Source organism: Streptomyces sp. NBC_01017, assembly GCF_045162795.1.
Taxonomy (GTDB): domain Bacteria; phylum Actinomycetota; class Actinomycetes; order Streptomycetales; family Streptomycetaceae; genus Streptomyces; species Streptomyces machairae.
Genome location: NZ_CP108683.1, coordinates 10,068,258 through 10,092,731, shown reverse-complemented (window position 1 = coordinate 10,092,731; position 24,474 = coordinate 10,068,258). Strand labels below are relative to the sequence as shown.

Here is a 24,474-nt window from a genome sequence, read left to right as displayed (position 1 = left end):
GTGGACCTGATCTCTTTTCCGCGGTCAGTGCGATTCGCGGCTGACGTCCGAGCCGCTGGAGCCCACGAGGAAGTCGAGGTCGGCGCCGCTGTCGGCCTGGAGCACGTGGTCGACGTAGAGGCGTTCCCAGCCGCGCCGGGGGTTGGCGTAGGCCTTGGCGGAGGCCTCGCTCGGGGTTCTGCGGGCGAGTTCGTCGTCGGGTACGTCGATGTCGATACGGCGGGCTTCGACGTCCAGGGTGACGAAGTCCCCGGTGCGCACGAGGGCGAGAGGGCCGCCGGCCGCGGCCTCGGGGGCCACGTGCAGGACGACCGTGCCGTATGCGGTGCCGCTCATCCGGCCGTCGCAGACGCGGACCATGTCACGGACGCCCTGTGCGAGCAGCTTCTTCGGCAGGGGCATGTTCGAGACCTCGGGCATGCCCGGGTAACCCTTGGGGCCGCAGCCGCGCAGGACGAGGACGGAGTCGGAATCCACGTCGAGTCCGGGGTCGTCGATGCGGGCGTGGAAGTCCTCGATGGAGTCGAAGACGACGGCCCGGCCCCGGTGGCGCAGCAGGTGCGGGGAGGCTGCGGCCGGTTTGATGAGGGCGCCGTCGGGTGCGAGGTTGCCGCGCAGGACGGCGATGCCGCCCTCGGCGACCAGTGGTTCGGCGCGGGTGCGGATGACCTGGCTGTCCCAGATCGGGGCGTCGTCGAGGGCGGCGGCCAACGGCTCGCCGGTGACCGTCAGGGCGTCGGGGTCGAGCAGGTCGCGGACCTCGCGCAGGACGGCGAGCAGCCCTCCGGCGCGATGGAAGTCCTCCATGAGGAAGCGGCCGGCCGGCTGGAGGTCCGCCAGGACCGGTACGCGCGAGCCGATGCGGTCGAAGTCGTCGAGAGACAGGCCGATGCCCAGGCGGCCGGCGATGGCCAGGAGGTGGACGACGGCGTTGGTCGAGCCGCCGATGGCGGCCAGCGCGACGATCGCGTTGTGGAAGGACGCCTTGGTGAGGAAGGTGCCCGGCCTGCGGTCGGCGCCCACCATGTCGACCACGAGTCGGCCGGTGTGGTGTGCGGCCTCCAGCAGACGGCTGTCGGGGGCGGGGGTCCCTGCCACGCCGGGGACGACTGTGCCGAGGGCCTCGGCCACCAGGGCCATGGTGGAGGCGGTGCCCATGGTGTTGCAGTGGCCGCGGCTGCGGATCATCGCCGACTCGGAGCGGGTGAACTGCTCCTGCGACAGAGTGCCCGCGCGGACCTCCTCCGACAGCCGCCACACATCGGTGCCGCAGCCCAGCGGCGTACCACGGAACGTCCCGGTCAGCATCGGACCGCCGGGCACGACGACGGCGGGCAGGTCCACCGACGCGGCGGCCATGAGCAGCGACGGTATGGTCTTGTCGCAGCCGCCCAGCAGGACGACTCCGTCGATGGGGTTGGCCCGCAGCATCTCCTCCGTGGCCATGGCGGCCATGTTGCGCCAGAGCATGGCGGTGGGCCGGACGTTCGTCTCGCCCAGGGACACGACGGGCAGGTCCAGCGGGATGCCGCCCGCCTCGTACACGCCGTCGCGCACGGACGACGCGACCTCGTCGAGATGGGCGTTGCAAGGGGCCAGGTCCGAGGCCGAGTTGGCGATGGCGATCTGCGGCCGGCCGGTGAACGCGTCGCCGGGCACGCCTCTGCGCATCCACGCGCGGTGGATGTAGGCGTTGCGGTCCTGTCCCGCGTACCACTGTGCGCTGCGCAGCCTCACCATGGGACCTCTTCCGGCAGTCGGTACGGAGGTCTACAGTCTGGAACGCCATGGAGCATACGCAGACGAATGACGGCTCGACAGACCCCGTCGGGGACGGCCCGACTGCCCTCGGCTCATGCGCGCGTTCGTCCTGACCGCGCCCGGCGCGTACGAGGTCCAGGACCTCCCGGCGCCGGTGGCCGCACCGGGTGAAGTCGTCGTCGACGTCGAGCGGGTCGGCGTGTGCGGCACGGACATGGAGTTCTTCACCGGTGCCATGGCGTACCTCCACCGAGGGCACTCCTCCTACCCGATGCGGCCGGGGCACGAGTGGGCCGGGCGGGTCGCGACGGTCGGCGAGGGCGTCGACCCGGCCTGGACCGGGCGCCGTGTCATGGGCGACACGATGCTGGGCTGCGGCAACTGCCGACGCTGTCTGCGGGGGCATCAGCACGTGTGCGAGAAGCGCCAGGAGGTCGGCATCCGGGGCGCGCGACCCGGGGCGCTGGCGGAGCAACTCGCCGTACCGGCATTCTCGTTGCACGCCCTGCCCGACTCGGTCGACGCGGTACTGGGCGCGCTCGTCGAGCCGGGCGGCAATGCCCTGCGCGCGGCACAGGCCGCGGCGGTCCGCTCCGGGGGCCGTGCTCTCGTGGTGGGGCCCGGGACCATCGGTCTCCTGGTCGCGATGTTCCTTCGGGCGGCGGGCGCGGAGGTCCACCTACTGGACCGCCCCGGCCACTCCCCCGCGTTCGCCCACGCCCTGGGCTTCGAACACGTATGGGACGAGCGGTCTCTGCCGGACCTGCCCTTCGACGCGGTCGTCGATGCCACGAACGCGGCCCATCTGCCGCAGAAAGCACTGGAGTTGGTCGAACCGGCCGGCCGGGTCGTGTACATCGGGCTGGCCGGTGAGCCGAGCAGGATCGACACTCGCGCGCTCGTGCTCAAGGACGTGACGGCGGTGGGCATCCTGTCGGCCTCGCCCGGGCTGGACGCCGCCATCCGCGCCTATGCGTCCGGGGCGGTCGACCCCAGGCCCCTCGTCGCAGCGACCGTCGGTCTCGACGAGGCCGGCCCGGTTCTCGCGGGTGAGCGACCGGAGGGTGCCGGGCCCGGCCCCAAGATCCATGTGGACCCCGGCCTGGACGGTGCCGTCGCTACCGCGTCAGGCGGCGCGGACCGGCCGTAGCCGATAGGCGTCCCCGTGTGTGATCACGCGGCCTGCGGTGGGCGGCGGGAAATGCGTGCCCAGCACGAGGGTGTCCGTCTCGGCCAGGGAGCCGATCAGCTTGCGGCGAGATTCCTCGGACTGCCGCGGGTCGATGTCGACGCAGGAGCCGATGGCGGGGTGGGCGAACTGGACGGGGTGGTGGAGGGCGTCGCCGGTGATCAGCGCCGATTCCCCGCTGTCGGACAGCTGCACGGCGATGTGGCCGGGGGTATGGCCTGGGGTGGGGAGCAGCCGCAGTCCGGGGGCGATGTCGGTGCCCTCGGGCCGGACGTCGACGAGGTCGAGCAGCCCCGCCTTCTCGACCGGGATCACGGAGTCGTCGAACATGTGCCGCCGCGGCTCGTCCATGTCGTACGCGTCCCAGAACTCCCGCTCGGTACGGGAGGTGACGTAGCGGGCGTTGGGGAAGGTGGGGACCCACTCGCCGTCGACCTCACGGGTGTTCCAGCCGACATGGTCGGTGTGCAGGTGGGTGAGGAGGACCAGGTCTACGGAGTCCGGGGGGAATCCGGCGGCCGTGAGGTGCTCGAGATAGCCGGTCCGCAGGTTGTGCCAGGCCGGGTTCGCGCGCCTCTTGCCGTTGCCGATGCCGGTGTCGACGAGCACGCGCAGGCCGCCCGCTTCGAAGGCGAAGCTGTGGCTGTCGAGGTGCAGGGTGCCTTGGCGGTCGGCGAAGTCGGGGCGCAGCCAGTCGTGCCGTGAGACCACGTCGGAGGTCGCGTCGGGGAGCAGCCAGGGCCCGGTCGCCGGTGGCAGGAGGATCTCGTCGATGCGGTGAACGGTGAGGTCGCCCACGGTCCAGGAGGGGATGGAGCCCGGAGCGGCGGCGTCGTCGGCCGTTGGGGTGTGAGTGGTCCTGCGCATGAGGTCCCTCCTTCTAAACGCAACAGGTTTGCTTTAAGCAAAGCTAGGCCCTACGGTCACTTAAAGCAAACCGTTAGCTTTTACAGGAGCAGCTTTATGTCCGCCGATGAACTCACGCCGCCGGAGGCAGCCCGCTGGGCCGCCCGCGCCGGGCTGTCCCTGGACGAGGCCCGCCACGCCGGGGTGGCGGCCACCGCCCAGCACATTCACTCCGTCGTCTCGGTCCTGCGGGAACTCGACTTCGGTGACACCCCGCCCGCCTCCGTCTTCGATGCGGGCCGCCGACCCGGAGTGGAGAAGCACGATGCAGCCGTCTGAGCTGTCCCTCGTCGCCGCGTCCGACGCGATACGGCAGCGGCGGCTGTCGCCGGTCGAGCTGGTCGACTCCGTCCTCGATCGCGTCACGGAGGTCGAGCCGCAGCTGGGGGCCTACGTCACGGCGGTGGCCGAGCAGGCGCGCCGGTCGGCGATCGCGGCCGAGCGTGAAGCGGCGTCGGGCCGCTTCCGGGGGCTGCTGCATGGGATCCCCATGGGCCTCAAGGACCTCATCGATGTCGCGGGCCTGCCGACCACGGCCAGCTCGCAGGTCCGGGCCGGTCACCGCGCCGACTCCGACAGCACGGTGGCCGCACGCCTGGCGGCGGCGGGTGCGGTCCTGGTCGGCAAAACCCATACGCACGAGTTCGCCTACGGGCTGACCACCCCGCAGACACGCAACGCCCGGGACCGGGGGCGGGTCGCGGGCGGCTCCAGTGGCGGGTCGGCCGTGGCCGTGGCGGCCGGGACCGCGACCTTCGCCCTGGGCACCGACACCGGCGGGTCGATCCGGGTGCCCGCCGCACTGAACGGGGTCGTCGGCCTGAAGCCGACGTACGGTCTGGTCCCCCGCCACGGCGTGACGTCGCTGTCCTGGTCGCTGGACCACGTCGGCCCCCTGACGCGCACGGTGGCGGACGCGGCCGTGGTCCTGTCCGCCCTGGCCGGACACGACCCCCGCGACCCGGCCTCACTGCCCGTCCCCGCCGAGGACTACGGGCCGGGTACCGATGGGTCGGGAGCGACGAGCGCGGACCTGACGGGGGTGCGCGTCGGAGTACCCCGCAACTACTACTTCGACCACGTCGACCCGCAGGTCGAGACCGCGGTCCGGCGGGCCATCGACCGGCTGGAAACGCTCGGCGCACGGCTCGTCGAGGTCGAGATCCCGATGACGCGCTACATCCGGGCGACGCAGTGGGGCCTGATGGTTCCCGAGGCCACCGCCTACCACGAGCGGACGCTGCGTGCGATGCCCGACCTGTACGGGGCGGACGTACGCATCCTCCTCGAAGCCGGCGAGCTGATGCCCGCCGGGGACTATCTGCGCGCCCAGCGCGCCCGGACCCTGATGCGGCAGGAGTGGGCACGGCTGCTGGAGCAGGTCGACGTGATCGCCGCCCCGACGGTCCCGACGACCGCGGTACCGGCCGACCAGGAGACGGTCACCTGGTCCGACGGCACGGTGGAGAGCGTCTCCGACGCCTATGTACGTCTCTCGGCCCCCGCCAACATCACGGGCGTACCCTCACTGTCCGTACCCGTCGGCCACGACGGCGCCGGGATGCCGATCGGCATGCAGCTCCTCGGGCGCGGTCTCGGGGAGGCCGTGCTCCTGCGGGTCGGGCACGCGTACGAGTTGAGCGTGGCCGACGTCGCGCCCGTCCGCACTGGAGCCACTAAGGCCAAGGATTCGCTTTAGCGGATACAATCCCTGTATGGCTCGCAGACAGATGGTGCGCCCGGGCGGGCGCAGCGCCCGGGTTCAGGCGTCGGTCCACACCGCGGTGCGCGAACTCGCCTCGGAGGTGGGGCGGGACGCCCTGACCGTGCCGCTCGTCGCCCAGCGCGCGGGGGTGACGCCGTCGACGATCTACCGCCGCTGGGGCGACCTCCAGGAACTCCTGTCGGACGTCGCCGTCGAGCGCCTGCGCCCGGAGACGGCGCCGGAGGAACACGGTGACCTGCTCTCCGACCTGACGGCCTGGGCCGAGCAGTTCCTGGACGAGATGGCCTCCCCCACGGGCCGCGCCTACATCCGCGACGCCCTGCTCGGCGACCCGGACGGCAGCAACGCCGGGCAGTGCTCGCAGTACGCGGCCGAACAGATCGCCGTCATCCTGGGCCGCGCGGTCGAGCGCGGGGAGGCCGTTCCCGACGTCGAGACGGTGATCGACCGCGTCGTCGCCCCCCTGATGTACCGCATCCTCTTCCGCCCGGACGGGCTGGACGCCTCCTACGCCCGCCACCTGGTGGCGACTTCCGACAGCGCAGGGGCGTGAAGTCCGGCTGCCAACGAGTGAATCCACCCGGGCGGTGAGCGGCAGTCGCCGTGACGACGGGAAGGCCGTCCTTGTCACCGACAAGCGATGGTCAGGGAGCGTCCCGATGCCGAAGTACCTCATCCAGGCGACCTACACGGCCGAGGGCACCAAGGGGCTGCTCAAGGAGGGCGCGAGCGGCCGTCGCGCCGCTGTCGAACAGGTCGTCAGCGGACTCGGCGGCACCGTCGAAGCCATGTACTTCGCCTTCGGTGAGCACGACTTCGTGTGCATCATCGACTTCCCCGATCCCGTCTCCATGGCCGCCGTCAGCCTCACCGTGAAGGCCAGTGGGGCCCTCCACACCCAGGCCACTCCCCTGCTGACCCTCGAAGAGATCGACGAGGCGGCCCGGCGGCAGGTCGCGTTCAGGGCTCCCGGCAAGTAGGCCGCGGAACGGGTGACAGCTCGCCTGTGTACTCTCCCGCGCTTCGGGTAGGCCCCAACACTGATGGAGCCCAGGCCTGAGTCGACCGAGAGAGAAGTCTTCATGGGCCGCGAACCGGATCCCGAGAGCGCCCCCGACCTCGTCGGTCGGACGCTCGTCGACGCCGTGGAGAACCTGGTGTCGCTCTGGTTCTCGGCCGTCGAGGAGACCAGTCCGCGGCTGCCGCCGCGCCACATACGTGCCTTGCGGGCCGTACGCCGTCGACCGGCGCTCAACGTCACCGCCCTGGCCGAGCATCTGCGGGTCGGGCTTCCCACCGCCAGTCGGCTCTGCGACCGGCTCGAGAACGCCGGGCTGCTCCGGCGCTGCGTGGATCCCGGCGACCGGCGTGAGGTGCACCTGGAGGTGACGGCGCAGGGGCGGACGTTCCTGGGGGACGTCACCGAGCGGCTGTCGCTGCGGCTGGCCACCGCCTTCGACGGGGTTCCTCCCGCACAGCGCGCGCCGCTCGAACAGGCGCTGCGCGTCTTCCACGAGGGCGGATTCCCCGGCGCCCCCGAAACGGCACCGGAACCCGGCGCGGACGCCGGGCCCGAACACTGAGCGCGCCGCTCAGGACTCAGCCGCCCGCTGCCGCCGCGCGTCGCCGTGCACGTGGCACAGCAACAGGCATACGTCGTCGTCGTGTTCGGAGTCGTGCAGCAGCGGGTGCAGGAGCCGGTCGGCCGATGCGTCCAGTTCGTCTTCGAGTTCCGCAGGGCGGAAGTCGCCCAGTACCTCGGTGAGTCGCTGGATGCCGGGGTCGATCCCGTGGGCGCGGCGTTCCACCAGCCCGTCGGTGTACAGCGCCAGCGTCGATCCGGGCGGGAGCGGCACGGTGTGGTCGCCGATCTCCTGTTTCAGCGGGATGCCGAGCATCGCGCCGGGCTTGGCGTCGAGCGTGTGCACCTGACCGTCGGGGGTGCGCAGCACGGGTGGCGGATGGCCGGCTGCGGCCCAGGTGAGTGTGGGGTCGTCCGGGTGGAAACGCGCGATGACCGCGGTGGCGTAGAGGTCCAGGCGCAGGCGGTGCAGGAAGAGGTGCAGTCGCGTCAGGAGTTGGCCGGGGCTGCTGCCGTCGACGGCGTAGGCGCGCAGGGCGGTGCGCAGCTGGCTCATCATCACCGCGGCGTGCAGCCCGTGGCCGGTGACGTCGCCTATGACGGTGATGAGGCTGCCGTCGGGCTGGCGGAAGGCGTCGTACCAGTCACCGCCGATGTTGAGGCCCCGGGTGGCCGGGAGGTAGCGCGCGGCCAGCGTCAGACCCTCCGTGGTGGGCAGGTCGGTGAGCAGGGCGCGTTGCAGGGTCTCGGCGATGTCGCGGTTGTGCTCGAAGCGCCTGGCGTTCTCCAGGGCGATGCTGGCCCTGCGGGTCAGCTCGATGAGCATGACGGCGTCGTCCGCGTCCCACCGCTCATCGGGGGGCGCGAGGGTGAGGACGCCCTGCGAGGTCCGGCGGGTGAGCAGGGGGATGCACAGGAGGGGCCGGCCGGGATCCAGGGCCGAGGGCGGCTGGTCGTCGACGCCGGGCAGACCGCCGGGGTGGTCGGCGGCGTACTGCGGGCGCCCGCGGCGGGCGGCGCGGACGGCGGCGGCCGGATGGGGACCGCTGCGCAGCGCGTCGTCGACCCCGTCGAACAGCCAGACGTCGACGGTGCGCGCGTATCTCGGCACCAGCAGGGCGGGCAGGAGCCGCACGATGGCCTCGGGGTTGAGGGAGGCCGTCAGGGCGGCGCTGGCATCCGCCAGGAAGGTCAGTCGGCCGCGGGCGTTCTCCGCCTCCTTGCGGGCCTTCTGCTCGGCGTCGAACAGCTCGCGCTGCGCCCGGCCGGCGGCGTCGAGGTCGGCGTGCAGGGCCAGTACGCCCTGGTTGGTCTGGTGGAGTTCCTCGCGGTGGACGGCGACCAGCGCCTCCTGCTCGTCGAGCCGCTCCAGCAGCAGGGCCGCGTCCTCGTCGGCGCCGAACAGGGCCTCGGCGAGCGTCGCCGGATCGTCGGCCACGTGCTCGCCGCCGGAGACGTCCGCGTCCTCGGCGCAGGGCGCGGACGCGCGCCACGGGGGCTGCCGGTCCTCGGGGCGGCGGTTCGCCGGGGCCACCTCGACGTTGAAGGCGCCCCCGTCGGGTGACATGGTCGCTGCCACGCCGACCCGCCAGTCACCGCCCTTGGTGAGGCACTGCTTCAGCTGTGCGGTGAGCGCGGAGACCAGGCGGGTGCGCTCGACGGGGGGCACTCCGCACGCGGCGGCCAGCCGCGCCGTGGCGATGCGGGCCTGCGCGGCGTCGGTGATGCTGCTGACGTACCAGGTACGGGTCATGACGAGCGGTCCGGAGGGCAGGGGCTCAGCACGACGACGGCGGTGTCGTCGCGTACCGGCCGGGCGGCGCTGCTGGCGTCCCGCACGATCGACGCGGCGATCACGGCGGGGTCGAGGGACGTCGGGGCGTGAACGGCCGGGCCGGGACTCCAGCGGCTCGGCAGGCCGTCACTGTGCAGGACCAGGAGGCAGTCGTCCGTCCAGGTCTCCTGGTGCGCGGGGAGGTGTGCGGGGAAGTGGGCGCCGACGATGCCGGGGCGCGAGACCAGCCCGTGCCAGCTGTCGCCGCGGCGCAGCCGGGCGCCCACGTTGCCCACTCCGGCGAAGTACAGCCGTCCGGCGGTGACGTCGAGCTGGGCGACGGCCGCGGCCGCGCCCCTGGTGTCGCGCAGGGCGCCGTGCAGCCGCCGCAGCAGGTCGGCCGGCGGCAGGTGGGGCGCGGTTCGCACCGCCTCCACCGCGGCGGTGGACGCGCGGGCCGCCAGGGGGCCGTGGCCGAGGCCGTCGGCCAGCATCAACGTCACGTGGTCCGACGTCCGGACGCACGCCCAGGCGTCGCCGGAGAACTCCCCGGCCGCGAGGGGGATGTTGACTCCCCCGGCCCGCACCGGAAGCGGGCCGGCGGGGTCCCGGTTCGGGCGGGGACCGATCCTGGCCATGACGATCGTTCCCCGGCCGGGTGTGCTGTGCAGGCCGAAGTCGTCGGCCGTGCGCCGACAGGTGCCGAGACCGGCACCGAGGGAGGCGGCGGTCGAGTAGCCGTCGCGCAACGCCGCGTCGCTGTCGCGCATGCCCGGCCCGTGGTCGACGGCCATGATCTGCACCATGGAGATCCTCTCGTCGCCGTAGGCCGGAACGGACGGACCCACGAGGTCGAGCAGTATCTGCCCGCCACCGGCGTGCTTCAGCAGATTGGTGGCGAGTTCGGTGGCCACGAGCTCCGCGGCGACGACCCGGTCCTCGGCGAGCCCGGCACGGCGGGCCGCGGCCCCGGCCGCCACGCGCACGCCGCGTACGCGGGTCGAGTCGTGCACCGGCACCTCCCAGACGCGCGGCATCAGGGCGCCTCGCGCGGACGGGGCGGCCCCGCGATCCAGGACGTCACCGTCACGGTGGTGCCGTTGCCACGGCTGCTGTCGATGGCGAACTCGTGGACCAGGCGCCGGGATCCGCCGAGCCCCATCCCGAGCCCGTCACCGGATGTGTAGCCGTCGCTGAGGGCCTGGTCCAGGTCGGCGATGCCGGGGCCCTCGTCGCTGAAGACGAGACGCAGCCCCTGTATCCCGCCGCTGGTCACCTCCAGGCACTCCATCTGTCCCCCGCCGCCGTGCACGAGGGCGTTGCGCGCCAGCTCACTGGCCGCCGTGACGAGTTTGGTCTGCTCGACCAGGCCGAACCCGAGTTGGGCGGTCATCTGCCGCACATGCTGCCGCACCCGCACCAGATCGAGGTCCGAGTGGATCGGCAGGCAGGCGGAGACGCTGCCGGTGCTGTGGGTCACGGGCGCTCCTGGCGTGCGAGCCGGCCGCGGGGCAGGGCCGACACCTCGGCGCCGAGCAGGTGCATGGCCTCCTCGGTGTTGAGGGCGGTGCGCAGCCCCGGCAGCGTCAGGCCGAGTTCCACCAGGGTGATGGCCACCGCCGGGCGCATCCCGGCCACCACGGTCTGAGCCGCCAGCAGCCTGGTCATGGCCGCGACGTCACTGAGCACGCGGCCCATGAAGGAGTCGACGATCTCGACCCCGGACAGGTCGATGACGACGCCTCTGATCGCGCTGTCGGAGACCGTCTCGCCGATGTCCTGGCGGAGCTGCTCCGCCGTGCCGTCGTACAGGTCTCCCTGGAGGGTGACCAGAAGGACCCCGCCGAGCCTGAGTACGGGCACATGGCCTTCGTACGGGAAGGTGGCCACGCCCGTCACCGCGGCTCCGCGGTCGATGTGGGGTTCGCCACGATGTGCGCGCCCTGCTGCTGAAGGGCGTAGGCCAGGGCGTCGGCGAGGCTGGCGCGGGTGAGCACGTCGCTCAGGTCGATGCCGAGGTGGACGATGGTCTGCGCGATCGCCGGCCGGATCCCGGAGACTATGCACTCCGCTCCCATGAGGCGCGCCGCCGCCACGGTCTTCATCAGGTGCTGCGCCACCAGGGAGTCCACGGTGGGCACTCCGGTGATGTCCAGGATGGCGATGCGGGCGTGCTGCTCGACGACGGCGTCCAGGAGCGTCTCCATCACCACCTGGCTGCGGGCGCTGTCGAGCGTGCCGATCAGGGGAACGGCGACGATGCCTTCCCACAACTTGATCACCGGGGTGGCGATTTCGAGCAGTTCGAGCCGCTGGCGGTTGATGAGCTCCTCACCCGCGACCGTCGTCGTCTCGTGCATCACCAGGCGCAGCGTACCCATCAGGACGGTCAGGGCCGTCGTGCACTCCCGGACGTGCTCGGCGGGTGCGTCGGAGAGCTCGTCGAGCAGGAGGTCGGTGACGGGTCGCCGCAGGGCGTCCATCTCGGCCGAGATCTGCCCGAGGGTGGCGCCGGCCCGCGCCCGGGAGTGCGCCGTGCGCGCCAACTGCTCACGGACGACGGTGAATCCGTCCGCCTCGGAGTCCTCCACACGCCCCGACGCGGCCACCGCGGCGAGCGCCTCCACCACGGCCCGGCCGGCTTCCACCGCCTCGTCCCGGGAGACGGTGAACACGGTCCGGAACAGCGCCGCGTCGGCCCAGCGATGTGCGATCTGCTCCCGGCGCTGCCGCAGGAAGTCCCCGACCTCCTCAGCCGGATCGGTCTGATCTTTTGCCGCTTGCTGCTCCGGCACGTACTTCCCTCCTCATATGGTGTGCGCCGCCCCGATCCCACAGGGAGCGCCGGACTGTTCGGTCACGATGCCCGCCGGGGCCCGAACCAGTCCAGGCAGACCACGAGCGCATCGTCGTCGGGCACGGGTGTGCCCCGGTGACCGGCCAGTTCCCTCAGGACGGCGCGGGGGACCTCAGCCGCGGGCAGCAGACTGGTGGACACGATGGCCCGGGCGAGCGCGCGCTCCCCGTACTGCTCACCACCACCGGGCGCGGCGACGGCGTACACCCCGTCGCTGGCGAAGATGAGCCGGTCCCCGGGCTCGAGTTCGACGACCTGCTGGGCGACATAGTCCGTCTCCTCGAACATGCCGAGGGGCAGCTGCGCCTCGAACTCGACGACGGTGACGGTACGGCCGCGCAGGCGCAGCATCTGCGGGGAGCCGGCGTCGACGACCTGGAGCCTGCCGGTGCGCAGGTCGAGGTCGAGCAGGAGCACGGACAGGTGGGCGTCTCCGCGGTACTGGGCGTAGACGGCCTGGTCGGCGAGTGCGGCCTGGTCCGCGATGGACAGGCCCGCACGGCGTGCGTTGCGCAGGGCGTTGATGCCCAGGTTGGTCAGGAGGGAAGCCTCGATGCCCTCGCCCATGCCGTTGGTGATGTAGATCATCAGTCGGTCGGCGTCGCCGGACCAGTCGAAGTTGTCGCCGAAGATCGCGTAGGCGGGTTCCAGTTGGGCGCCGACCGCGTACTCGGGGCGGGTGCAGGAGCGGCCCGGCAGGAGTTGCCACTGCATCTCCGCCGCCAGGGTGAGGCGGTCGGTGCGGCGCGCCCGGATGTACAGATCGGTGTCCCTGTCGGCGACGATCACTTCGTGCCCCAGCACCTTCGCCACCTCGGCCAGTTCGTCCAGGCACTCCTCGGCCTGGTCCGCCGAGGGCATCGTAACGGCCAGGACGCCCAGTCGGTCGCCCCGTACGGTCACCGGCAGGTGCAGGCGCACCTGGCCGTCGTTCAGCTTCTCGACGAAAGGTTCCTGGGACCCGAAGGCCCGTCCGGCGGGCGTGCCGTACGCGGGCACGGACTCGGGCGGGCTCGGAGCCGTGTGGACGGCCTGGAGCGTGGCGAGGCCGTAGTCGGCCAGGTAGAGCTGGACGGTCTTCGCCGCGTAGTCGTCGCACAGTGCTTCGCGGACCGCGTCCACCAGTTGGTGCGGGGCCGCGGAGCGAAGTGCCCGCTCGGCTGCCACGAATCTGTTCACGATGTTGGATACGCCATTCTTGTCACAGTGACGGCGCTGGACCCGCGCTGCCGCGGACGCCGTCCGTCGGTCCTTCTTGTCCGTATCTAGTGTTCTGCACGTATTGTCCGAACCGGTGGGCTGACAGTGCCCGTGAAGCCTGAAAGAGTGGCAGCGTGACTTCCTCCTACTCGCAACCGCGGCCGGACGAGGTGGCGCGTGTGACCTCCGAGGCGGCCGAGTTGCTGGAGGTCTTGTGGGGCCGGGCCTCGACGGCGCCGGTGTCCGCCTCCCAGATCCGCGTGCTGTTCATCCTGGAGCACAGCGACGGCATCAACCTGCGCATGCTCGCCGAGGCCCTCGGCTCCACGCCGCCGTCGACCAGCCGGCTGTGCGACCGCCTGCAGGCGGTCGGCTTCGTCGAGCGGGCACCCAGCGCCTCCAGCCGCCGCGAGCTGCGGCTGCATCTGAGCCGTCGCGGACGGACCTTTCTGACCGAGCTGCGCGCGCGACGCGAAGCCGCACTGCAGTCGGTGCTGGAGCAGATGCCCGCCACCAAGCGGACCGCACTGCTGGAGGGCCTGGAGGCGTTCTGCGCCGCGGCGTCCGCGGAGATCCACGAAGGCGACGAGGCCTCCGACGTCAGGAGTGCCCGAGACGTCAGGAGTGCCTGAATCCCGCCGACGCCCCGGTGCGGCGCCGGGACAGGGCCGGGTACGCGCCGCCGCCCGGCGACGCGGGCCGTCGTCGTTGCTGACCGGCACGTTCCACACCCCTCCCGCGCTTGACTCGCTCACTCTGTTGCCTCATGACCATAGTTGTCAAACGGCAACTGTTGGGCATGCGGGTGCGGCTCGCGATCGATGAACTGCCTCTTCGGGCAGCGGTCTTCAGTCCGAAGCGGTCATCACTCCACCGTGCCGGCCGGAGGCCCTGACTCCGGCCCCGCGTCCGCGGTGGCGAGCGCCTCCTCGACACTCCCCACGATCGGGACGGTGATGCTGACACCTGTGAGATCCATGATCCGCCGGACGGCGGGCGTCGGGGAGATCACATACACGCCCCCCGGAATCTCCCGTACCTCCTGATACGCCCTCAGCACGATGTTCATGCCGGACGAGTCCATGAACGGGACGCCGGCGATGTCCAGGATGAAGTTCCGTCGGCCATGGTGCAGCTGGTTCGCGAGATGGTGCTGCAACTCGGTCGCTGTATCCATGTCCAGGTCGCCCTCGACCGTGAGCAGCACGGCATCCTCCCGGGGCACTTCCACCTTGATCGACAAGGGATTCTGGGCAACGGACACAAGTACCTCCATAGGCGTTGGCGATCGTGACGGGTGCCCCGACGGACGGATTCAATGCATCGTGGAGCGAAGAATTCCCCGCAACCGGCCTGTCGCGCCTCTCGCTGACCCGTCGCAGGCGGTTTCGGGCATGACGCTCCTGTGCTGCACGCGTGTTGACCGTCCATCGATGCGTTCGGCCGCCTACCCCCGAATCTCCCCAGCACACGGGGCACGTGCGAGCGAGCCGCCCGCCGTCACGCTTCCGGCGGCTCCTTCTGACTGCTTTTGCGTGCAAGGGCCGGGCGGGCGGTTTGGCGGGCGGTCGACGGGTCACGCGATTAGAGAGACATCACACGATGTGGAGGAAGGAAGGGAACTCGGGAACTCGGGCCTCCTCGCCTCTGTCAGGGAGCGTAAGGATGAGTGAGCAGTACCGGACCGGTGTCACCAAGACCTCAACGGGCGCGGGCCGTGTGCGCCGGGGGCCGCGGAGTCCGGCGGAGGCGCGCGGCGCTGTGCGGCGGGTTCTGTCCGAACAGTCGCTCGCACGCGGCGCCGCCTGCGAGCCGGACACCCTCTCTGACGCGCTGCTGGTGGCGTCGGAGCTGACGACCAACGCGATGCTGCACGGCGGCGGCGTCACCGGCTTCGACGTCGAGGTCGTCGGCGAGGACCTGTATCTGTCCGTCAGCGACCGCGAACGCCGCCGGCCGGTCACCCTCGACCCGATCGACCGCCAGGGCCGCCACCGCTGCGGAGGCCGCGGCTGGCCGATCGTTTGCAGGCTGTCCCGCACGGTGCTGGTCTCCGACCTCCCGACGGGCGGCAAGCGCGTCACCGCGGTGCTGCGGCTGCCGACGGAGTGCCCGGAGTGGGCCAACAGGGCCTGACGGGGACGGGTCGGGGGATGGTCGGGGGATGGTCGGGGCGGATCGGCTTGCCGGCCTGATCGGACGGGGTGCGGATGATGGGCAGGGGCGGAGAGAGTGCCGCTGCGGACGGAACCGGCCGGGGCCGACGCGGACTGGGCCGGGTGCGGACGGGACGGGCGGCCAGACCGGTGGGGCAGCGCAATGAGGGCCGGTGGTCCGATGGGACTGGCCGGTTGGACGGCGCGGAGAGGCCGACGGGCAACGGGACGAGCCGGTGACCGGCAGTGTCATGGGGCCCGATGCGCCAGCGGGAGAGGCCGGGGCCAGCGGGCGGAAAGGCCGGCGGGCAACGGGACGGGCCCGTGACCAACAGCCTCAGGAGTCGTGGGTCAAGGGGAGAGGCCAGTGGCCGGGGCACGGAGGGCCGGCGGGCCAACGGGACGGGCCATAGGCCGCCAGCGTCAGGAGGCCGGGGGTCAAGGGGAGAAGGGGAAGTCGGCCGCCGGGGCACGGAGGGCCGGCCGGCCAACGGGACGGGCCATAGGCCGCCAGCGTCAGGAGGCCGGGGGTCAAGGGGAGAAGGAGAAGTCGGCCGCCGGGGCACGGAGGGCCGGCCGGCCAACGGGACGGGCCATAGGCCGCCAGCGTCAGGAGGCCGGGGGTCAAGGGGAGAAGGAGAAGTCGGCCGCCGGGGCACGGAGGGCCGGCCGGCCAACGGGACGGGCCATAGGCCGCCAGCGTCAGGAGGCCGGGGGTCAGGGGGAGAAGGAGAAGTCGGCCGCCGGGGCACGGAGGGCCGGCGGGCCAACGGGACGGTGGGCCATAGGCCGCCAGTGTCGTGGGGCCGGCGGGCCAACGGGAACGGCCAGTGACCGGCACGGAGGGCCGGGTGGGTCAGCGAGGCCGGGACCGGGTCGTCAGGGCCCGACGCCAGCGGGTCGGCTACCGACCTGATCGGACGGGGCGAGGATGTTGATCCGCCCCGGAGAGACTGACCTGGCCACGCGCCTGGCCGGACGACGACGCGGACAGGCTGGTGGGCCGACGCGACAGTCCAGTGGGTAGGCGCCAGAAGGCCGGTGGGGTCGACGGGACAGACCGGTGGGCCAGCGTGCAAACGCCGTGGCACCCAGGCCGACAGGCCAAGGACCGACAGGCCAAGGACCGACAGGGCAGCAACACTTGCTGGTGCCACTCAGGCGAACCGGCCGACGCCCAGGTGGGCGTCGGCCGGTGAGGGTGACTCGGGGTGCTTCAGGTCAGGCGACCCCGGGCTCCAGCAACCCCGCGCGCAGTTGCTTGATGATGCGGCTGATGAGGCGCGAGACGTGCATCTGGGAGACGCCGATCTGTTCGGCGATCTGCGCCTGGGTGAGCTCCTCGACGAAGCGCAGATGGATGATCCGGCGCTCCCGCTCGTCCAGCCCGGCGATCAGGGGTGCCAACGAGTGGAAGTCCTCGACGAGTTCCAGCGAGGGATCCTCCTCGCCGAGGAGGTCGGCCAGAACGGACTCGCCGTTCTCGGAGTCGGACGTGACGGCCGCGTCGAGGGAGGCGGACTGGTAGCAGTTGGAGGCCTTGCGGGCCTCGATCACCTCTTCCTCGGAGAGGGACATCAGCTCCGAGAGTTCGCGGGTGGTCGGCATGCGGCCCAGCCGGGAACCGAGTTCCTCGGTCGCCTTCGCCAACTCCGCGCGCGCCTCCTGCAACCGGCGCGGCACATGAACCGCCCAGCTCGTGTCACGGAAGAACCGCTTGATCTCGCCGACGATGTACGGGACCGCGAACGTCGTGAACTCGACCTCCCGCGCGACCTCGAAGCGGTCGATGGCTTTGATCAGCCCGATGGTCCCGACCTGGACCACGTCCTCCACCGAGTCCCCACGTGTGCGGAACCGCGAAGCCGCGTACCGCACCAGCGAGAGGTTCATCTCGATCAGCGTGTTACGTACGTACTGGTGTTCGTGCGTGCCCTCTTCCAGCATGACCAGTCGATCGAAGAACTGACGCGACAACCCACGTGCGTCCTGAGGGCTCACCCTCGTCGGCTCCTCGACCCGCGGCAGCGCCGCCCCCTGCGTCGTGACCGTCTCCTGTGCCGTGGCCGTTGCCTGCGCCACCGTCACGGCTGCCATGCTGCCCTCCCGATCGCCGGAACTTGTTGTCGTTTCCCCGCGTGCCCGAGTTCGAGCAACTCACTCCTCTTGTGTCGTTCGGATCGCGGCACGGAGGTGAGTTCTGGCGTGAAGACGCCCTTGAGAACGGTCGATCCGGCCACCTCCTCCGCGGACTTACCGGAGCGGCGCGGCGCCCCACTCGGTCGCCCGCCGGCAGTCCGTCGCCCGTGGACGCCGGTATCGGACGGCCCTTCTACGTCCGGTCGTTTGCGTGGGGAGTTGCGGGGCATGCGGATTTTCGTGCTTCGGACCAGAGGCGCCACGGTGCGACAGGTGTGACCGCTCCAGGGCCTTCGAGCCCTCTGCACCGTTTCCCACGGAGATTCCCTGAGTACGTCGTTCGGGAGCTGTTCCTCATGTTGGTTGAAACGTCCGCACATGGTTCCGACAACTCTGCCCGTCCCCGCGTGGCCGGCGGACGCGTCCACGACGACGCCCCCGACACCGCGGCCGACTTCACCCGGCTGGCCGCTCTGCCCGAAGGGCCCGAGCGCGACGCCGTACGCGACGAACTGGCCCGGGCGTGGCTGCCCATGGCCCACCGCATCGCCGGCCGCTTCCGCAACCGCGGTGAGTCGCTGGACGATCTGCGCCAGGTCGCGGCCCTCGGGCTGGTGAAGGCGATAGACCGGTTCGAGCCGGGACGAGGAGCCTTCGAGAGCTACGCAGTGCCCACCATCACGGGCGAGATCAAGCGGCACTTCCGCGACCGGATGTGGGCCCTCAGGGTTCCCCGTCGCGTCCAGGAGCTGCGCAACAAGGTACGGATCGCGCGCCGCGACCTCGTCACGACCTCGGGCGGCTCCACCCCCTCGGTCGCCGAGATCGCCGCCCGTGCCGGGCTGACCGAGGAGGAGGTCAACGCGGGGCTGGAGGCGTTGGACAGCTTCAGCACCCTTTCCCTCGACGCCGAAATGTCCTCGAGCGACGACGGCTTCAGCCTCGCCGACACCATCGGCGGCAATGAGGAGGCGTACGACGTCGTCGTAGACCGGGAGGCGGCGAAGGAGGGGCTGCGGCGGCTGCCCGAGCGGGAGCGCGCCATCCTGTACATGCGGTTCTTCGAGGACATGACCCAGAGCCGTATCGCCGAGCAGCTGGGGATCTCCCAGATGCATGTCTCCCGCCTCATCAGCCGGTGCTGCGCGCAGGTGCGGGAAGAGGCGCTCGACCGGGGGAACCAGCCGTAAGGCCACGTCGGCCACCACCGGACCGCCGTGCGGGCGGGTCGGCGGGCGACGCAAGGTCGGCCCCGGTTCCCGGTGCCTTCCATCGCCCCCCAGCACTCATCCAGGAGCGGATACCCATGCTGATGCCCCATCCGGCGATGCTGCGCAGGCTCGTCGAGGAGTACGAGGCATACAGGTGAAGCGACGCGTGGTCACGGCGGGCGTAGCAGCCGAGGAGCCTCCGGCGGCGCAGGGGCCGGCGGTGGTCGGCTGAGGTGCCAAAGTGGGACACCGCCCTGAGCGGCAAGGAGAGGGAGGCGATGTGAGCATCGACAGAATCTGGTCGTACCGTCCCGGGAGCGGCCACCAGGAGGGACGGACGCTCACGGGGTTCAAGGTCGAGGCGGCCGACGGCGTCGTCGGCCATGTGGACCGCCAGGCCGACGACACTCCCCTGCGCCACCTGATCGTCGACACGGGCGTATGGGTTTTCGGCAGGAGTCTGCTGATCCCCGCGGGGATGATCACCGGCGTCGACATGACGGCCCGGCTGATCACTGTGGGGTGTACCCGTGAGGAGGCCAAGGCGGCTCCCCGTTTCCGGACGGACCGCGAGACGCTCGATCCCGAGTACCTGTCCGCCGTCGGTGCGTACTACGCCACTTTGCCCCATGATTCGGGAGAGTCCGGGTAGCAGAGCGCCAGGAACGCGGTCGGACGACGAGGAGCGGAGACAACGACATGCGAGGAATGGTGAAGTGACGGGAGCCGCAGTCTTCTTGGTGCGCGCCTGTGATGCTCGGGGAGTGACGAGCATTCCGCGGGCAGCGTACGAGCAGCCGTGAAGCCGATGGAACGCCGTCCGGCCGGGGACGTCGGGACCGCGCCTGCCAGGCCGGTCCCGATCACCAGCGCGGCGGCGGCACGGAGCTATGTGCGGTCGCTCGTGGCGGAGGGATGGCGCGCGCCGTCCGACCCGGCGAGTGAGCGGGCCGTCATGGATCTCCTGCTGGTGGTGTCCGAACTGGTCACCAACGCGATCCGGCATGGCGGCGGCCTCGCGGGGTTCGAGGTGGCCCTGCTGCCCGATGCCGTGGGCCTGAGCGTGCACGACTACAGCGACGCCGTGCCCTCCGCGGCCTACGGGCCCGGCACGCTGCCGCTCGTGCACGAGGGCAGCGGATACGGGTGGCCGCTGATCATCCGCCTGACCCGCGAGATCCACATCGAGCGGCGCCGCGAGGGCGGCAAGACGGTCAGCGTGCTTGTGCCCCTTGCATGAGGGGCTGAGGTGCGTGAGGGGCTGAGAGTCCGCCCGCACGGGCGGGCGCCCCTCACCAGGGCAGGAACGCGTGCACGTCCTTGCCGTCGTCCCGCACCACCACACTGACCTGGTCGCACAGCGTGTGGATCAGGTACCAGCCGATGCCGCCGCCGGTGCCGTTGCCGGGGTGGAACGGGCGTGGCTCCGGTGGCGTGGTGCTCGTGTCGCTGAACGTCACATGCACCCCGTCGAACGTTTTGCGCATCACCAGCCGCAGCGGCCCCGGTGCGTACTGGATCGCATTGGCCGCCAGCTCGCTGACGACGAGCAGGATGTCGTCCCGGTACTCGGGCGTCGTCGGCGCGACCGACCGCGCGAGCGTGGTCAGGAACTCCTCCGCGCTGAGGCGGGCTCTCGTCACATCACCAAATCCCCCGTCAAACGCTGCCTCCCAGTCCTCGATCTCTTCGGACGGCGGTTTCTTCCCGCCCCCACGCGATTCGGTCGCCATCACACCTTCTTCGGCCCGCTGCCGTCGGCCGCGTGACTTTGTTTCGTACAGCTTTCACCGCTGCTGGTTCCCAGGCTGAGCGCGGCTACGCGTACGGAACGGTAGGAGCCGGCGGGACATCGCGGAAGAGGGAGGCCACTGGGGCCTGCTGCGCCGGTTCGGGACGCGACGCATCCCGACTTGATAGGCAAGCGAACACTTGCCTATGCTGGGGTCGTGGCCGACGACCTTTTCAAAGCCTTGGCCGACCCCACCCGCCGCACGATTCTCGACGAGCTGACGGAGAAGTCCGGGCAGACACTGTTCGAGATCTGTGCGCGGCTGAGCATGAAGCATCAGCTCGGCATCTCGCGTCAGGGGGTCTCCCAGCACCTGGCCGTGCTGGAGGCCGCCGGGCTCGTCGAGACCAGGCGGGAGGGCCGCTACAAATTCCATGACCTGAACACGGCTCCGCTGCGGCAGATCACCGAGCGATGGCTCGTGCGCGACTCATCCGGACCCGAGGAGAGCACCCCATGAAGATCCACCTGACCAGCGTCTTCGTCGACGACCAGACCAAGGCCGAGCACTTCTACACCGAGATTCTCGGCTTCATGAAGAAGCATGACGTCCCGGTGGGCGAGAAGGACCGCTGGCTGACCGTCGTCTCCCCCGACGAGCCCGGCGGCACCGAACTGCTTCTGGAGCCCGCCGGCCACCCGGCCGTGAAGACCTACCGCGACACCCTCGTCCAGGACGGCATTCCCCTCGCTCAGTTCGCTGTCGACGACGTCCACGCGGAGTACGACCGCCTGCGCAACCTCGGCGTCCGCTTCACCCAGGAGCCCCTGGACATGGGTCCCGTCACCACCGCGGTCCTCGACGACACCTGCGGCAACCTGATCCAGATCGCCACGGAGCCGCAGTAGGCGGCGACTCGCGCAGGGGCCTCGGCCCGGCGCCAAGGAGTTGGACTCCGTCAGCCGACCCGCGCGGCGATGGTTCGCGCGCACACCAGGGACTCGGTGTGCGTCGTGTCCACCTCCAGGTCATAGCCGACCCCTTCGTGAACCACGTGCGCCTGGAGCGCGGCCATCCCCTGGACCCGGTCTCCGCGTGCGACCTCACGGCCCGCGGCGACCGCGCTGTCGCACCTGACGCCGACCCACAGCACGGCGAGGTCGCCCAGCGCCTTCCGCCACCGCTGCTGGGACCCTGCCCCGCCGAGGAAGACGTCGTCGACGATGACCCTCGCGCCCGCGTGGGCCATCGCGGCGATCCCCTCGATCCAGGCCGCGTCCAACACCCGGAAGTCCGCCCCGACACTCACACCGCCGTCCGGCGCGAACGTGATCCCCCCGTCCGCCCCCTGCATCCTCGCGGGCAGGGCGGCGACGAACGAGTCGACCCCGAACGCCAGCCACGGGTCCGGCAGTACGGCCTGCAGACACCGTACGATCCCGGACTTCCCCGAGCTGGAACCGCCGTTCAGCACGATCACCTGAGTAGTCACCGCGCCACACTAGGCCGCTTCCCGCCCTGCCCCGATGGAATTTTCCGCTGTCCGCCCCCGGCGAAGAACTCCGCGAGCGGCAGGATCGCCGCGCCGACCGTGACCGCGTCCGGGCCGAGGCCTCCGAGGTCGATGGAGACGCGCTCGGCGGGATGGCGCAGGGCGTAGGCGGTGGCGTGGCGGCGTACGGCGGGCAGGATGCGGGGGCCCAGCCGGAGTGCCGCCCAGCCGCCGATGAGGATGCGTTCGGGCTGGAAGAGGTTGATCAGGTCGGACAGGCCGGCGCCCAGGTACTCGGCGGCCTCCTCCAGGACGGCGAGGGCCGCCGGGTCGGCCTCGGCGCCCTCGGCGGGGTGGGCCGCGGCGAGCATCGCCGTCAGTGCGGTCTCCTCGTCGGTGCCCTCCGGTGGGTGGCCGCCCTCCTCGCGCCAGCGGTCGAGGAGCGCCTCCGCGCCCGCGTACGCGTCCAGGCAGCCGAGGGCGCCGCAGCGGCAGCGGCGCCCCCTGACCCGTACGGTCAGGTGCCCCCACTCGACGGACCGGCCCTGCTCCACCTCCTGTGTGACGAGACAGGCGCCGACGCCGGAGCCGAAGAGGACGACCACCGCGCTGCGGGCGCCGCGTCCGGCGCCGAACCACATCTCGGCCTGGCCGAGGGTCCGGGCGCCGTTGTCGATGAAGTACGGGACGGAGTCGGGGAGTTCGCACGTCGAGCGGAGCAGCGATTCGAGCGGTACGGCGTCCCAGCCGATCGTCTGGCCGTGCACCACGGCGCCCTGCTCAGGGGTGCGGGCCACGATGCCGGGCACGCCGATGCCCACACCCAGAAGCCGTTCGGGGGCGATGCCCGTCTCGGCGAGAACCTCGGTGATGCCGTCGCGGATGTGCCCGACGATGACTTCGACGTCGTAGCCCTGGCGCTCCAGCGGCCGTTCGGTGCGGGCGAGTTCGGTGAGGGTGAGGTCGAAGAGCTCGACGCGTACGCGGGTCTCGCCGACGTCGACGCCGATCATGTGGCCGCCCGCGGGGGCGACGCGCAGCAGGGTGCGGGGACGGCCGCCGTCGGACTCGACGGTTCCGGCCTCCTCGACGAGGCCGTCGGCGACGAGTTCCGCGACCACGTTGCTGATGGAACCGCCACTCAGCCCGGTGGCCGGGGCCAGTTCGAAGCGGCTCAACGGGCCGTCGAAATACAACCGTTGCAGTACGACGGTGCGATTGCCCCGTCGCAGGTCACGCACTGTCCGTCCGTTCCGCCCTGCCATGTGGGTCCCTTCCGACGCGCCCGAACAGCAACATACCGCCGCGCGATCTCTTGACGCGCCCTTCCTTCGGGTCTTAAATCACGCTCTAAATTAACCCATGAGCGGCGTTCGGGAAGTGAACGCTCGCGTTGGGTATCCCTCCGGAAAGGGACGCCTGAGCCATGCGCAGAATCCGAGCCGCGGCCGTCGGTGCCGTCACCGTTTCCCTGCTGACCGCCGTGACCGCCTGCGGTGGCGGCTCGTCGACGGGCGGCGGGTCCAACGACTCACCGAAGACGCTCACCTACTGGGCCTCCAACCAGGGCGCCAGCATCGAGGTCGACAAGAAGGTCCTCCAGCCCGAGCTCGACAAGTTCAAGAAGCAGACCGGGATCGAGGTGAAGCTGGAGGTCGTCCCCTGGTCGGACCTGCTGAACCGGATCCTCACCGCCACCACCTCGGGCCAGGGCCCCGACGTCCTCAACATCGGCAACACCTGGAGTGCCTCCCTCCAGGCGACCGGCGCGCTACTGCCGTGGGACGAGAAGAACTTCACCGCGATCGGCGGCAAGGACCGCTTCGTCGACTCCGCGCTCGGCTCGACCGGCGCGCAGGGCCAGGACCCGGCGGCCGTACCGCTGTACTCGATGGCGTACGCGCTCTACTACAACAAGAAGCTGTTCGCCGACGCGGGCATAGCCAAGCCCCCGGCCACCTGGGACGACCTCGTCGCCGCGGGCAAGAAGCTGTCGGGGGACGGCAAGTGGGGCCTGGGCGCCGAGGGTTCGAACCCGTCCGAGAACATCCACCACGTCTTCGTCTTCGCCAAGCAGCACGGTGCCGACTTCTTCACCGCCGACGGCAAGCCCGACTTCGCCAATGACGGCGCGGTCGACGCGATCAAGCAGTACGTCGACCTGATGGCCAAGGACAAGGTCATCGCGCCGGGCAACGCCGAGTACGCCCAGAACCAGTCGGTCAGCGACTTCGCCAAGGGCAAGACCGCGATGCTGCTGTGGCAGAGCGCGTCCGCCAACCTCGAGTCCCAGGGCATGAGCGCGGACTCCTACGGTGTCGCCCCCGTTCCGGTGCAGTCCGGCGCTCCCGGCACCGACAAGCAGGTCAACTCCATCGTGGCCGGCATCAACCTCGCCGTGTTCAAGAACACCGACAACGTCGACGGCGCCAAGAAGTTCGTGAAGTTCATGACCAGCGACGAGGAACAGAAGGTCCTGAACACCGCGTTCAGCTCGATCCCGCCGGTGAAGGGCGCCCAGTCGGACGCCTCCTTCAACGCCGGGGCCAACGCCGTCCTCAAGGACACCCTCGCCCAGAGCGCCGCCGCGATGCCGCAGGTCGCCGACGAGTCCCAGTTCGAGACGGCCGTCGGTACGGCCGTGAAGGACCTGTTCGCCGACGCGGCCGCCGGGCGTCCGGTCACCACCGACTCGGTGAAGGCGGCGCTCGAGAAGGCCCAGCAGCAGATGCCGACGAAGTGAGCACG

Annotated in this window: 27 protein-coding genes; 14 read left to right on the top strand and 13 right to left on the bottom strand. The window is 71.0% G+C overall.

What is annotated here, in order from left to right; translation table 11 throughout:
• Positions 1-24 precede the first annotated feature (24 nt).
• Entirely contained in the window at positions 25-1,740 is a 1,716-nt protein-coding gene (locus OG331_RS46095; protein ID WP_406208862.1) for an IlvD/Edd family dehydratase, read from the bottom strand.
• Between the two features lie 115 nt (positions 1,741-1,855).
• Between OG331_RS46095 and OG331_RS46090 the strand changes: the two genes are divergently transcribed.
• The gene (locus tag OG331_RS46090) at positions 1,856-2,911 is read left to right on the top strand and encodes a zinc-binding dehydrogenase (RefSeq protein ID WP_406208859.1); all 1,056 of its coding nucleotides are present in this window, start codon (positions 1,856-1,858) and stop codon (positions 2,909-2,911) included.
• Here OG331_RS46090 and OG331_RS46085 read toward each other — a convergent pair.
• Positions 2,888-3,817 (bottom strand): MBL fold metallo-hydrolase, encoded by a 930-nt coding sequence (locus tag OG331_RS46085; RefSeq protein ID WP_406208856.1) that lies wholly within the window; start codon positions 3,815-3,817, stop codon positions 2,888-2,890. The two genes, OG331_RS46090 and OG331_RS46085, sit on opposite strands and share 24 nt — an antisense overlap.
• Positions 3,818-3,913: 96 nt before the next feature.
• Here OG331_RS46085 and OG331_RS46080 point away from each other — a divergent pair, with 96 nt between their 5' ends.
• The 5 genes from OG331_RS46080 (at position 3,914) to OG331_RS46060 (ending at position 7,165) form a co-directional block, all read left to right on the top strand.
• Positions 3,914-4,135: a hypothetical protein gene (locus OG331_RS46080; protein WP_406208854.1), complete on the top strand. Its 222-nt coding sequence runs from the start codon at positions 3,914-3,916 to the stop codon at positions 4,133-4,135.
• Entirely contained in the window at positions 4,122-5,555 is a 1,434-nt protein-coding gene (locus OG331_RS46075) for an amidase (RefSeq protein ID WP_406208852.1), read from the top strand. The genes OG331_RS46080 and OG331_RS46075 overlap by 14 nt, the downstream gene beginning before the upstream one ends.
• Before the next feature lie 16 nt (positions 5,556-5,571).
• Positions 5,572-6,135 (top strand): TetR/AcrR family transcriptional regulator, encoded by a 564-nt coding sequence (locus OG331_RS46070; protein ID WP_406208850.1) that lies wholly within the window; start codon positions 5,572-5,574, stop codon positions 6,133-6,135.
• A 106-nt stretch (positions 6,136-6,241) separates the two neighbouring features.
• Positions 6,242-6,562: a GYD domain-containing protein gene (locus OG331_RS46065; RefSeq protein WP_406208847.1), complete on the top strand. Its 321-nt coding sequence runs from the start codon at positions 6,242-6,244 to the stop codon at positions 6,560-6,562.
• Between the two features lie 102 nt (positions 6,563-6,664).
• The gene (locus tag OG331_RS46060; protein WP_406208844.1) at positions 6,665-7,165 is read left to right on the top strand and encodes a MarR family winged helix-turn-helix transcriptional regulator; all 501 of its coding nucleotides are present in this window, start codon (positions 6,665-6,667) and stop codon (positions 7,163-7,165) included.
• A gap of 9 nt (positions 7,166-7,174) precedes the next feature.
• Here the strand turns inward: OG331_RS46060 and OG331_RS46055 are convergent, their stop codons facing one another.
• The 6 genes from OG331_RS46055 to OG331_RS46030 form a co-directional block, all read right to left on the bottom strand.
• Positions 7,175-8,917 carry a PP2C family protein-serine/threonine phosphatase gene (locus OG331_RS46055; RefSeq protein ID WP_406208841.1) on the bottom strand — a complete coding sequence of 581 codons (1,743 nt, stop codon included), beginning with the start codon at positions 8,915-8,917 and terminating at the stop codon, positions 7,175-7,177.
• Complete coding sequence (locus OG331_RS46050; RefSeq protein WP_406208838.1) at positions 8,914-9,975, bottom strand: SpoIIE family protein phosphatase; 1,062 nt, start codon at positions 9,973-9,975, stop codon at positions 8,914-8,916. Before OG331_RS46050 ends, OG331_RS46055 begins: the two co-directional genes overlap by 4 nt.
• Positions 9,975-10,418 carry an anti-sigma regulatory factor gene (locus tag OG331_RS46045; protein WP_406208835.1) on the bottom strand — a complete coding sequence of 148 codons (444 nt, stop codon included), beginning with the start codon at positions 10,416-10,418 and terminating at the stop codon, positions 9,975-9,977. The genes OG331_RS46050 and OG331_RS46045 overlap by 1 nt, the downstream gene beginning before the upstream one ends.
• Positions 10,415-10,837, bottom strand: coding sequence for an STAS domain-containing protein (locus OG331_RS46040; RefSeq protein WP_406208831.1), 423 nt, complete (start codon positions 10,835-10,837; stop codon positions 10,415-10,417). Before OG331_RS46040 ends, OG331_RS46045 begins: the two co-directional genes overlap by 4 nt.
• Positions 10,834-11,733, bottom strand: a complete 900-nt coding sequence (locus OG331_RS46035) for an STAS domain-containing protein (protein ID WP_406208828.1) — start codon at positions 11,731-11,733, stop codon at positions 10,834-10,836. The genes OG331_RS46040 and OG331_RS46035 overlap by 4 nt, the downstream gene beginning before the upstream one ends.
• A 62-nt stretch (positions 11,734-11,795) precedes the next feature.
• Positions 11,796-12,974 carry a PP2C family protein-serine/threonine phosphatase gene (locus tag OG331_RS46030; RefSeq protein ID WP_406208825.1) on the bottom strand — a complete coding sequence of 393 codons (1,179 nt, stop codon included), beginning with the start codon at positions 12,972-12,974 and terminating at the stop codon, positions 11,796-11,798.
• 200 nt (positions 12,975-13,174) lie between these two features.
• Here OG331_RS46030 and OG331_RS46025 point away from each other — a divergent pair, with 200 nt between their 5' ends.
• Positions 13,175-13,627 (top strand): MarR family winged helix-turn-helix transcriptional regulator, encoded by a 453-nt coding sequence (locus OG331_RS46025; protein WP_406208822.1) that lies wholly within the window; start codon positions 13,175-13,177, stop codon positions 13,625-13,627.
• A gap of 233 nt (positions 13,628-13,860) precedes the next feature.
• Here the strand turns inward: OG331_RS46025 and OG331_RS46020 are convergent, their stop codons facing one another.
• Entirely contained in the window at positions 13,861-14,259 is a 399-nt protein-coding gene (locus tag OG331_RS46020) for an STAS domain-containing protein (protein ID WP_406208819.1), read from the bottom strand.
• 401 nt (positions 14,260-14,660) lie between these two features.
• Between OG331_RS46020 and OG331_RS46015 the strand changes: the two genes are divergently transcribed.
• Positions 14,661-15,131, top strand: coding sequence for an ATP-binding protein (locus OG331_RS46015; RefSeq protein WP_406208816.1), 471 nt, complete (start codon positions 14,661-14,663; stop codon positions 15,129-15,131).
• A gap of 1,241 nt (positions 15,132-16,372) precedes the next feature.
• Here OG331_RS46015 and OG331_RS46010 read toward each other — a convergent pair.
• Complete coding sequence (locus tag OG331_RS46010) at positions 16,373-17,248, bottom strand: RNA polymerase sigma factor SigF (RefSeq protein ID WP_406208813.1); 876 nt, start codon at positions 17,246-17,248, stop codon at positions 16,373-16,375.
• Between the two features lie 398 nt (positions 17,249-17,646).
• Here OG331_RS46010 and OG331_RS46005 point away from each other — a divergent pair, with 398 nt between their 5' ends.
• From OG331_RS46005 to OG331_RS45995, 3 genes are all read left to right on the top strand, one after another.
• Positions 17,647-18,480 carry a SigB/SigF/SigG family RNA polymerase sigma factor gene (locus OG331_RS46005; protein WP_406208810.1) on the top strand — a complete coding sequence of 278 codons (834 nt, stop codon included), beginning with the start codon at positions 17,647-17,649 and terminating at the stop codon, positions 18,478-18,480.
• Between the two features lie 301 nt (positions 18,481-18,781).
• Positions 18,782-19,153, top strand: coding sequence for a PRC-barrel domain containing protein (locus OG331_RS46000; protein WP_406208807.1), 372 nt, complete (start codon positions 18,782-18,784; stop codon positions 19,151-19,153).
• 156 nt (positions 19,154-19,309) lie between these two features.
• Positions 19,310-19,741 carry an ATP-binding protein gene (locus OG331_RS45995; RefSeq protein ID WP_406208805.1) on the top strand — a complete coding sequence of 144 codons (432 nt, stop codon included), beginning with the start codon at positions 19,310-19,312 and terminating at the stop codon, positions 19,739-19,741.
• A 52-nt stretch (positions 19,742-19,793) separates the two neighbouring features.
• Here OG331_RS45995 and OG331_RS45990 read toward each other — a convergent pair whose 3' ends face one another.
• Positions 19,794-20,234, bottom strand: a complete 441-nt coding sequence (locus OG331_RS45990) for an ATP-binding protein (protein WP_391405445.1) — start codon at positions 20,232-20,234, stop codon at positions 19,794-19,796.
• 216 nt (positions 20,235-20,450) lie between these two features.
• Here OG331_RS45990 and OG331_RS45985 point away from each other — a divergent pair, with 216 nt between their 5' ends.
• The gene (locus OG331_RS45985) at positions 20,451-20,753 is read left to right on the top strand and encodes an ArsR/SmtB family transcription factor (protein ID WP_406208802.1); all 303 of its coding nucleotides are present in this window, start codon (positions 20,451-20,453) and stop codon (positions 20,751-20,753) included.
• Positions 20,750-21,142 (top strand): VOC family protein, encoded by a 393-nt coding sequence (locus OG331_RS45980; protein ID WP_406208799.1) that lies wholly within the window; start codon positions 20,750-20,752, stop codon positions 21,140-21,142. Before OG331_RS45985 ends, OG331_RS45980 begins: the two co-directional genes overlap by 4 nt.
• Before the next feature lie 50 nt (positions 21,143-21,192).
• Here the strand turns inward: OG331_RS45980 and cpt are convergent, their stop codons facing one another.
• Positions 21,193-21,726, bottom strand: a complete 534-nt coding sequence (gene cpt, locus OG331_RS45975; protein ID WP_406208797.1) for a chloramphenicol phosphotransferase CPT — start codon at positions 21,724-21,726, stop codon at positions 21,193-21,195.
• The gene (locus tag OG331_RS45970) at positions 21,723-22,991 is read right to left on the bottom strand and encodes an ROK family protein (protein ID WP_406208794.1); all 1,269 of its coding nucleotides are present in this window, start codon (positions 22,989-22,991) and stop codon (positions 21,723-21,725) included. Before OG331_RS45970 ends, cpt begins: the two co-directional genes overlap by 4 nt.
• Before the next feature lie 161 nt (positions 22,992-23,152).
• On the opposite strand from OG331_RS45970, the gene OG331_RS45965 reads away from it, so the two are divergent.
• Positions 23,153-24,469, top strand: coding sequence for an ABC transporter substrate-binding protein (locus OG331_RS45965; protein WP_406208792.1), 1,317 nt, complete (start codon positions 23,153-23,155; stop codon positions 24,467-24,469).
• Positions 24,470-24,474: the final 5 nt, after the last annotated feature.

Bases quoted from the DNA above. Each gene is read 5' to 3' on its own strand.
- OG331_RS46090 (WP_406208859.1), top strand. From the start codon at position 1,856: ATGCGCGCGTTCGTCCTGACCGCGCCCGGCGCGTACGAGGTCCAGGAC.
- OG331_RS46075 (WP_406208852.1), top strand. From the start codon at position 4,122: ATGCAGCCGTCTGAGCTGTCCCTCGTCGCCGCGTCCGACGCGATACGG.
- OG331_RS46085 (WP_406208856.1), bottom strand. From the start codon at position 3,817: ATGCGCAGGACCACTCACACCCCAACGGCCGACGACGCCGCCGCTCCG.
- OG331_RS46015 (WP_406208816.1), top strand. From the start codon at position 14,661: ATGAGTGAGCAGTACCGGACCGGTGTCACCAAGACCTCAACGGGCGCG.
- OG331_RS45980 (WP_406208799.1), top strand. From the start codon at position 20,750: ATGAAGATCCACCTGACCAGCGTCTTCGTCGACGACCAGACCAAGGCC.
- OG331_RS45995 (WP_406208805.1), top strand. From the start codon at position 19,310: ATGGAACGCCGTCCGGCCGGGGACGTCGGGACCGCGCCTGCCAGGCCG.
- OG331_RS45970 (WP_406208794.1), bottom strand. From the start codon at position 22,991: ATGGCAGGGCGGAACGGACGGACAGTGCGTGACCTGCGACGGGGCAAT.
- OG331_RS46005 (WP_406208810.1), top strand. From the start codon at position 17,647: ATGTTGGTTGAAACGTCCGCACATGGTTCCGACAACTCTGCCCGTCCC.
- OG331_RS45990 (WP_391405445.1), bottom strand. From the start codon at position 20,234: ATGGCGACCGAATCGCGTGGGGGCGGGAAGAAACCGCCGTCCGAAGAG.
- OG331_RS46060 (WP_406208844.1), top strand. From the start codon at position 6,665: ATGGGCCGCGAACCGGATCCCGAGAGCGCCCCCGACCTCGTCGGTCGG.
- OG331_RS45965 (WP_406208792.1), top strand. From the start codon at position 23,153: ATGCGCAGAATCCGAGCCGCGGCCGTCGGTGCCGTCACCGTTTCCCTG.
- OG331_RS46010 (WP_406208813.1), bottom strand. From the start codon at position 17,248: ATGGCAGCCGTGACGGTGGCGCAGGCAACGGCCACGGCACAGGAGACG.
- OG331_RS46095 (WP_406208862.1), bottom strand. From the start codon at position 1,740: ATGGTGAGGCTGCGCAGCGCACAGTGGTACGCGGGACAGGACCGCAAC.
- OG331_RS46065 (WP_406208847.1), top strand. From the start codon at position 6,242: ATGCCGAAGTACCTCATCCAGGCGACCTACACGGCCGAGGGCACCAAG.
- OG331_RS46080 (WP_406208854.1), top strand. From the start codon at position 3,914: ATGTCCGCCGATGAACTCACGCCGCCGGAGGCAGCCCGCTGGGCCGCC.
- OG331_RS46070 (WP_406208850.1), top strand. From the start codon at position 5,572: ATGGCTCGCAGACAGATGGTGCGCCCGGGCGGGCGCAGCGCCCGGGTT.
- OG331_RS46055 (WP_406208841.1), bottom strand. From the start codon at position 8,917: ATGACCCGTACCTGGTACGTCAGCAGCATCACCGACGCCGCGCAGGCC.
- OG331_RS46050 (WP_406208838.1), bottom strand. From the start codon at position 9,975: ATGCCGCGCGTCTGGGAGGTGCCGGTGCACGACTCGACCCGCGTACGC.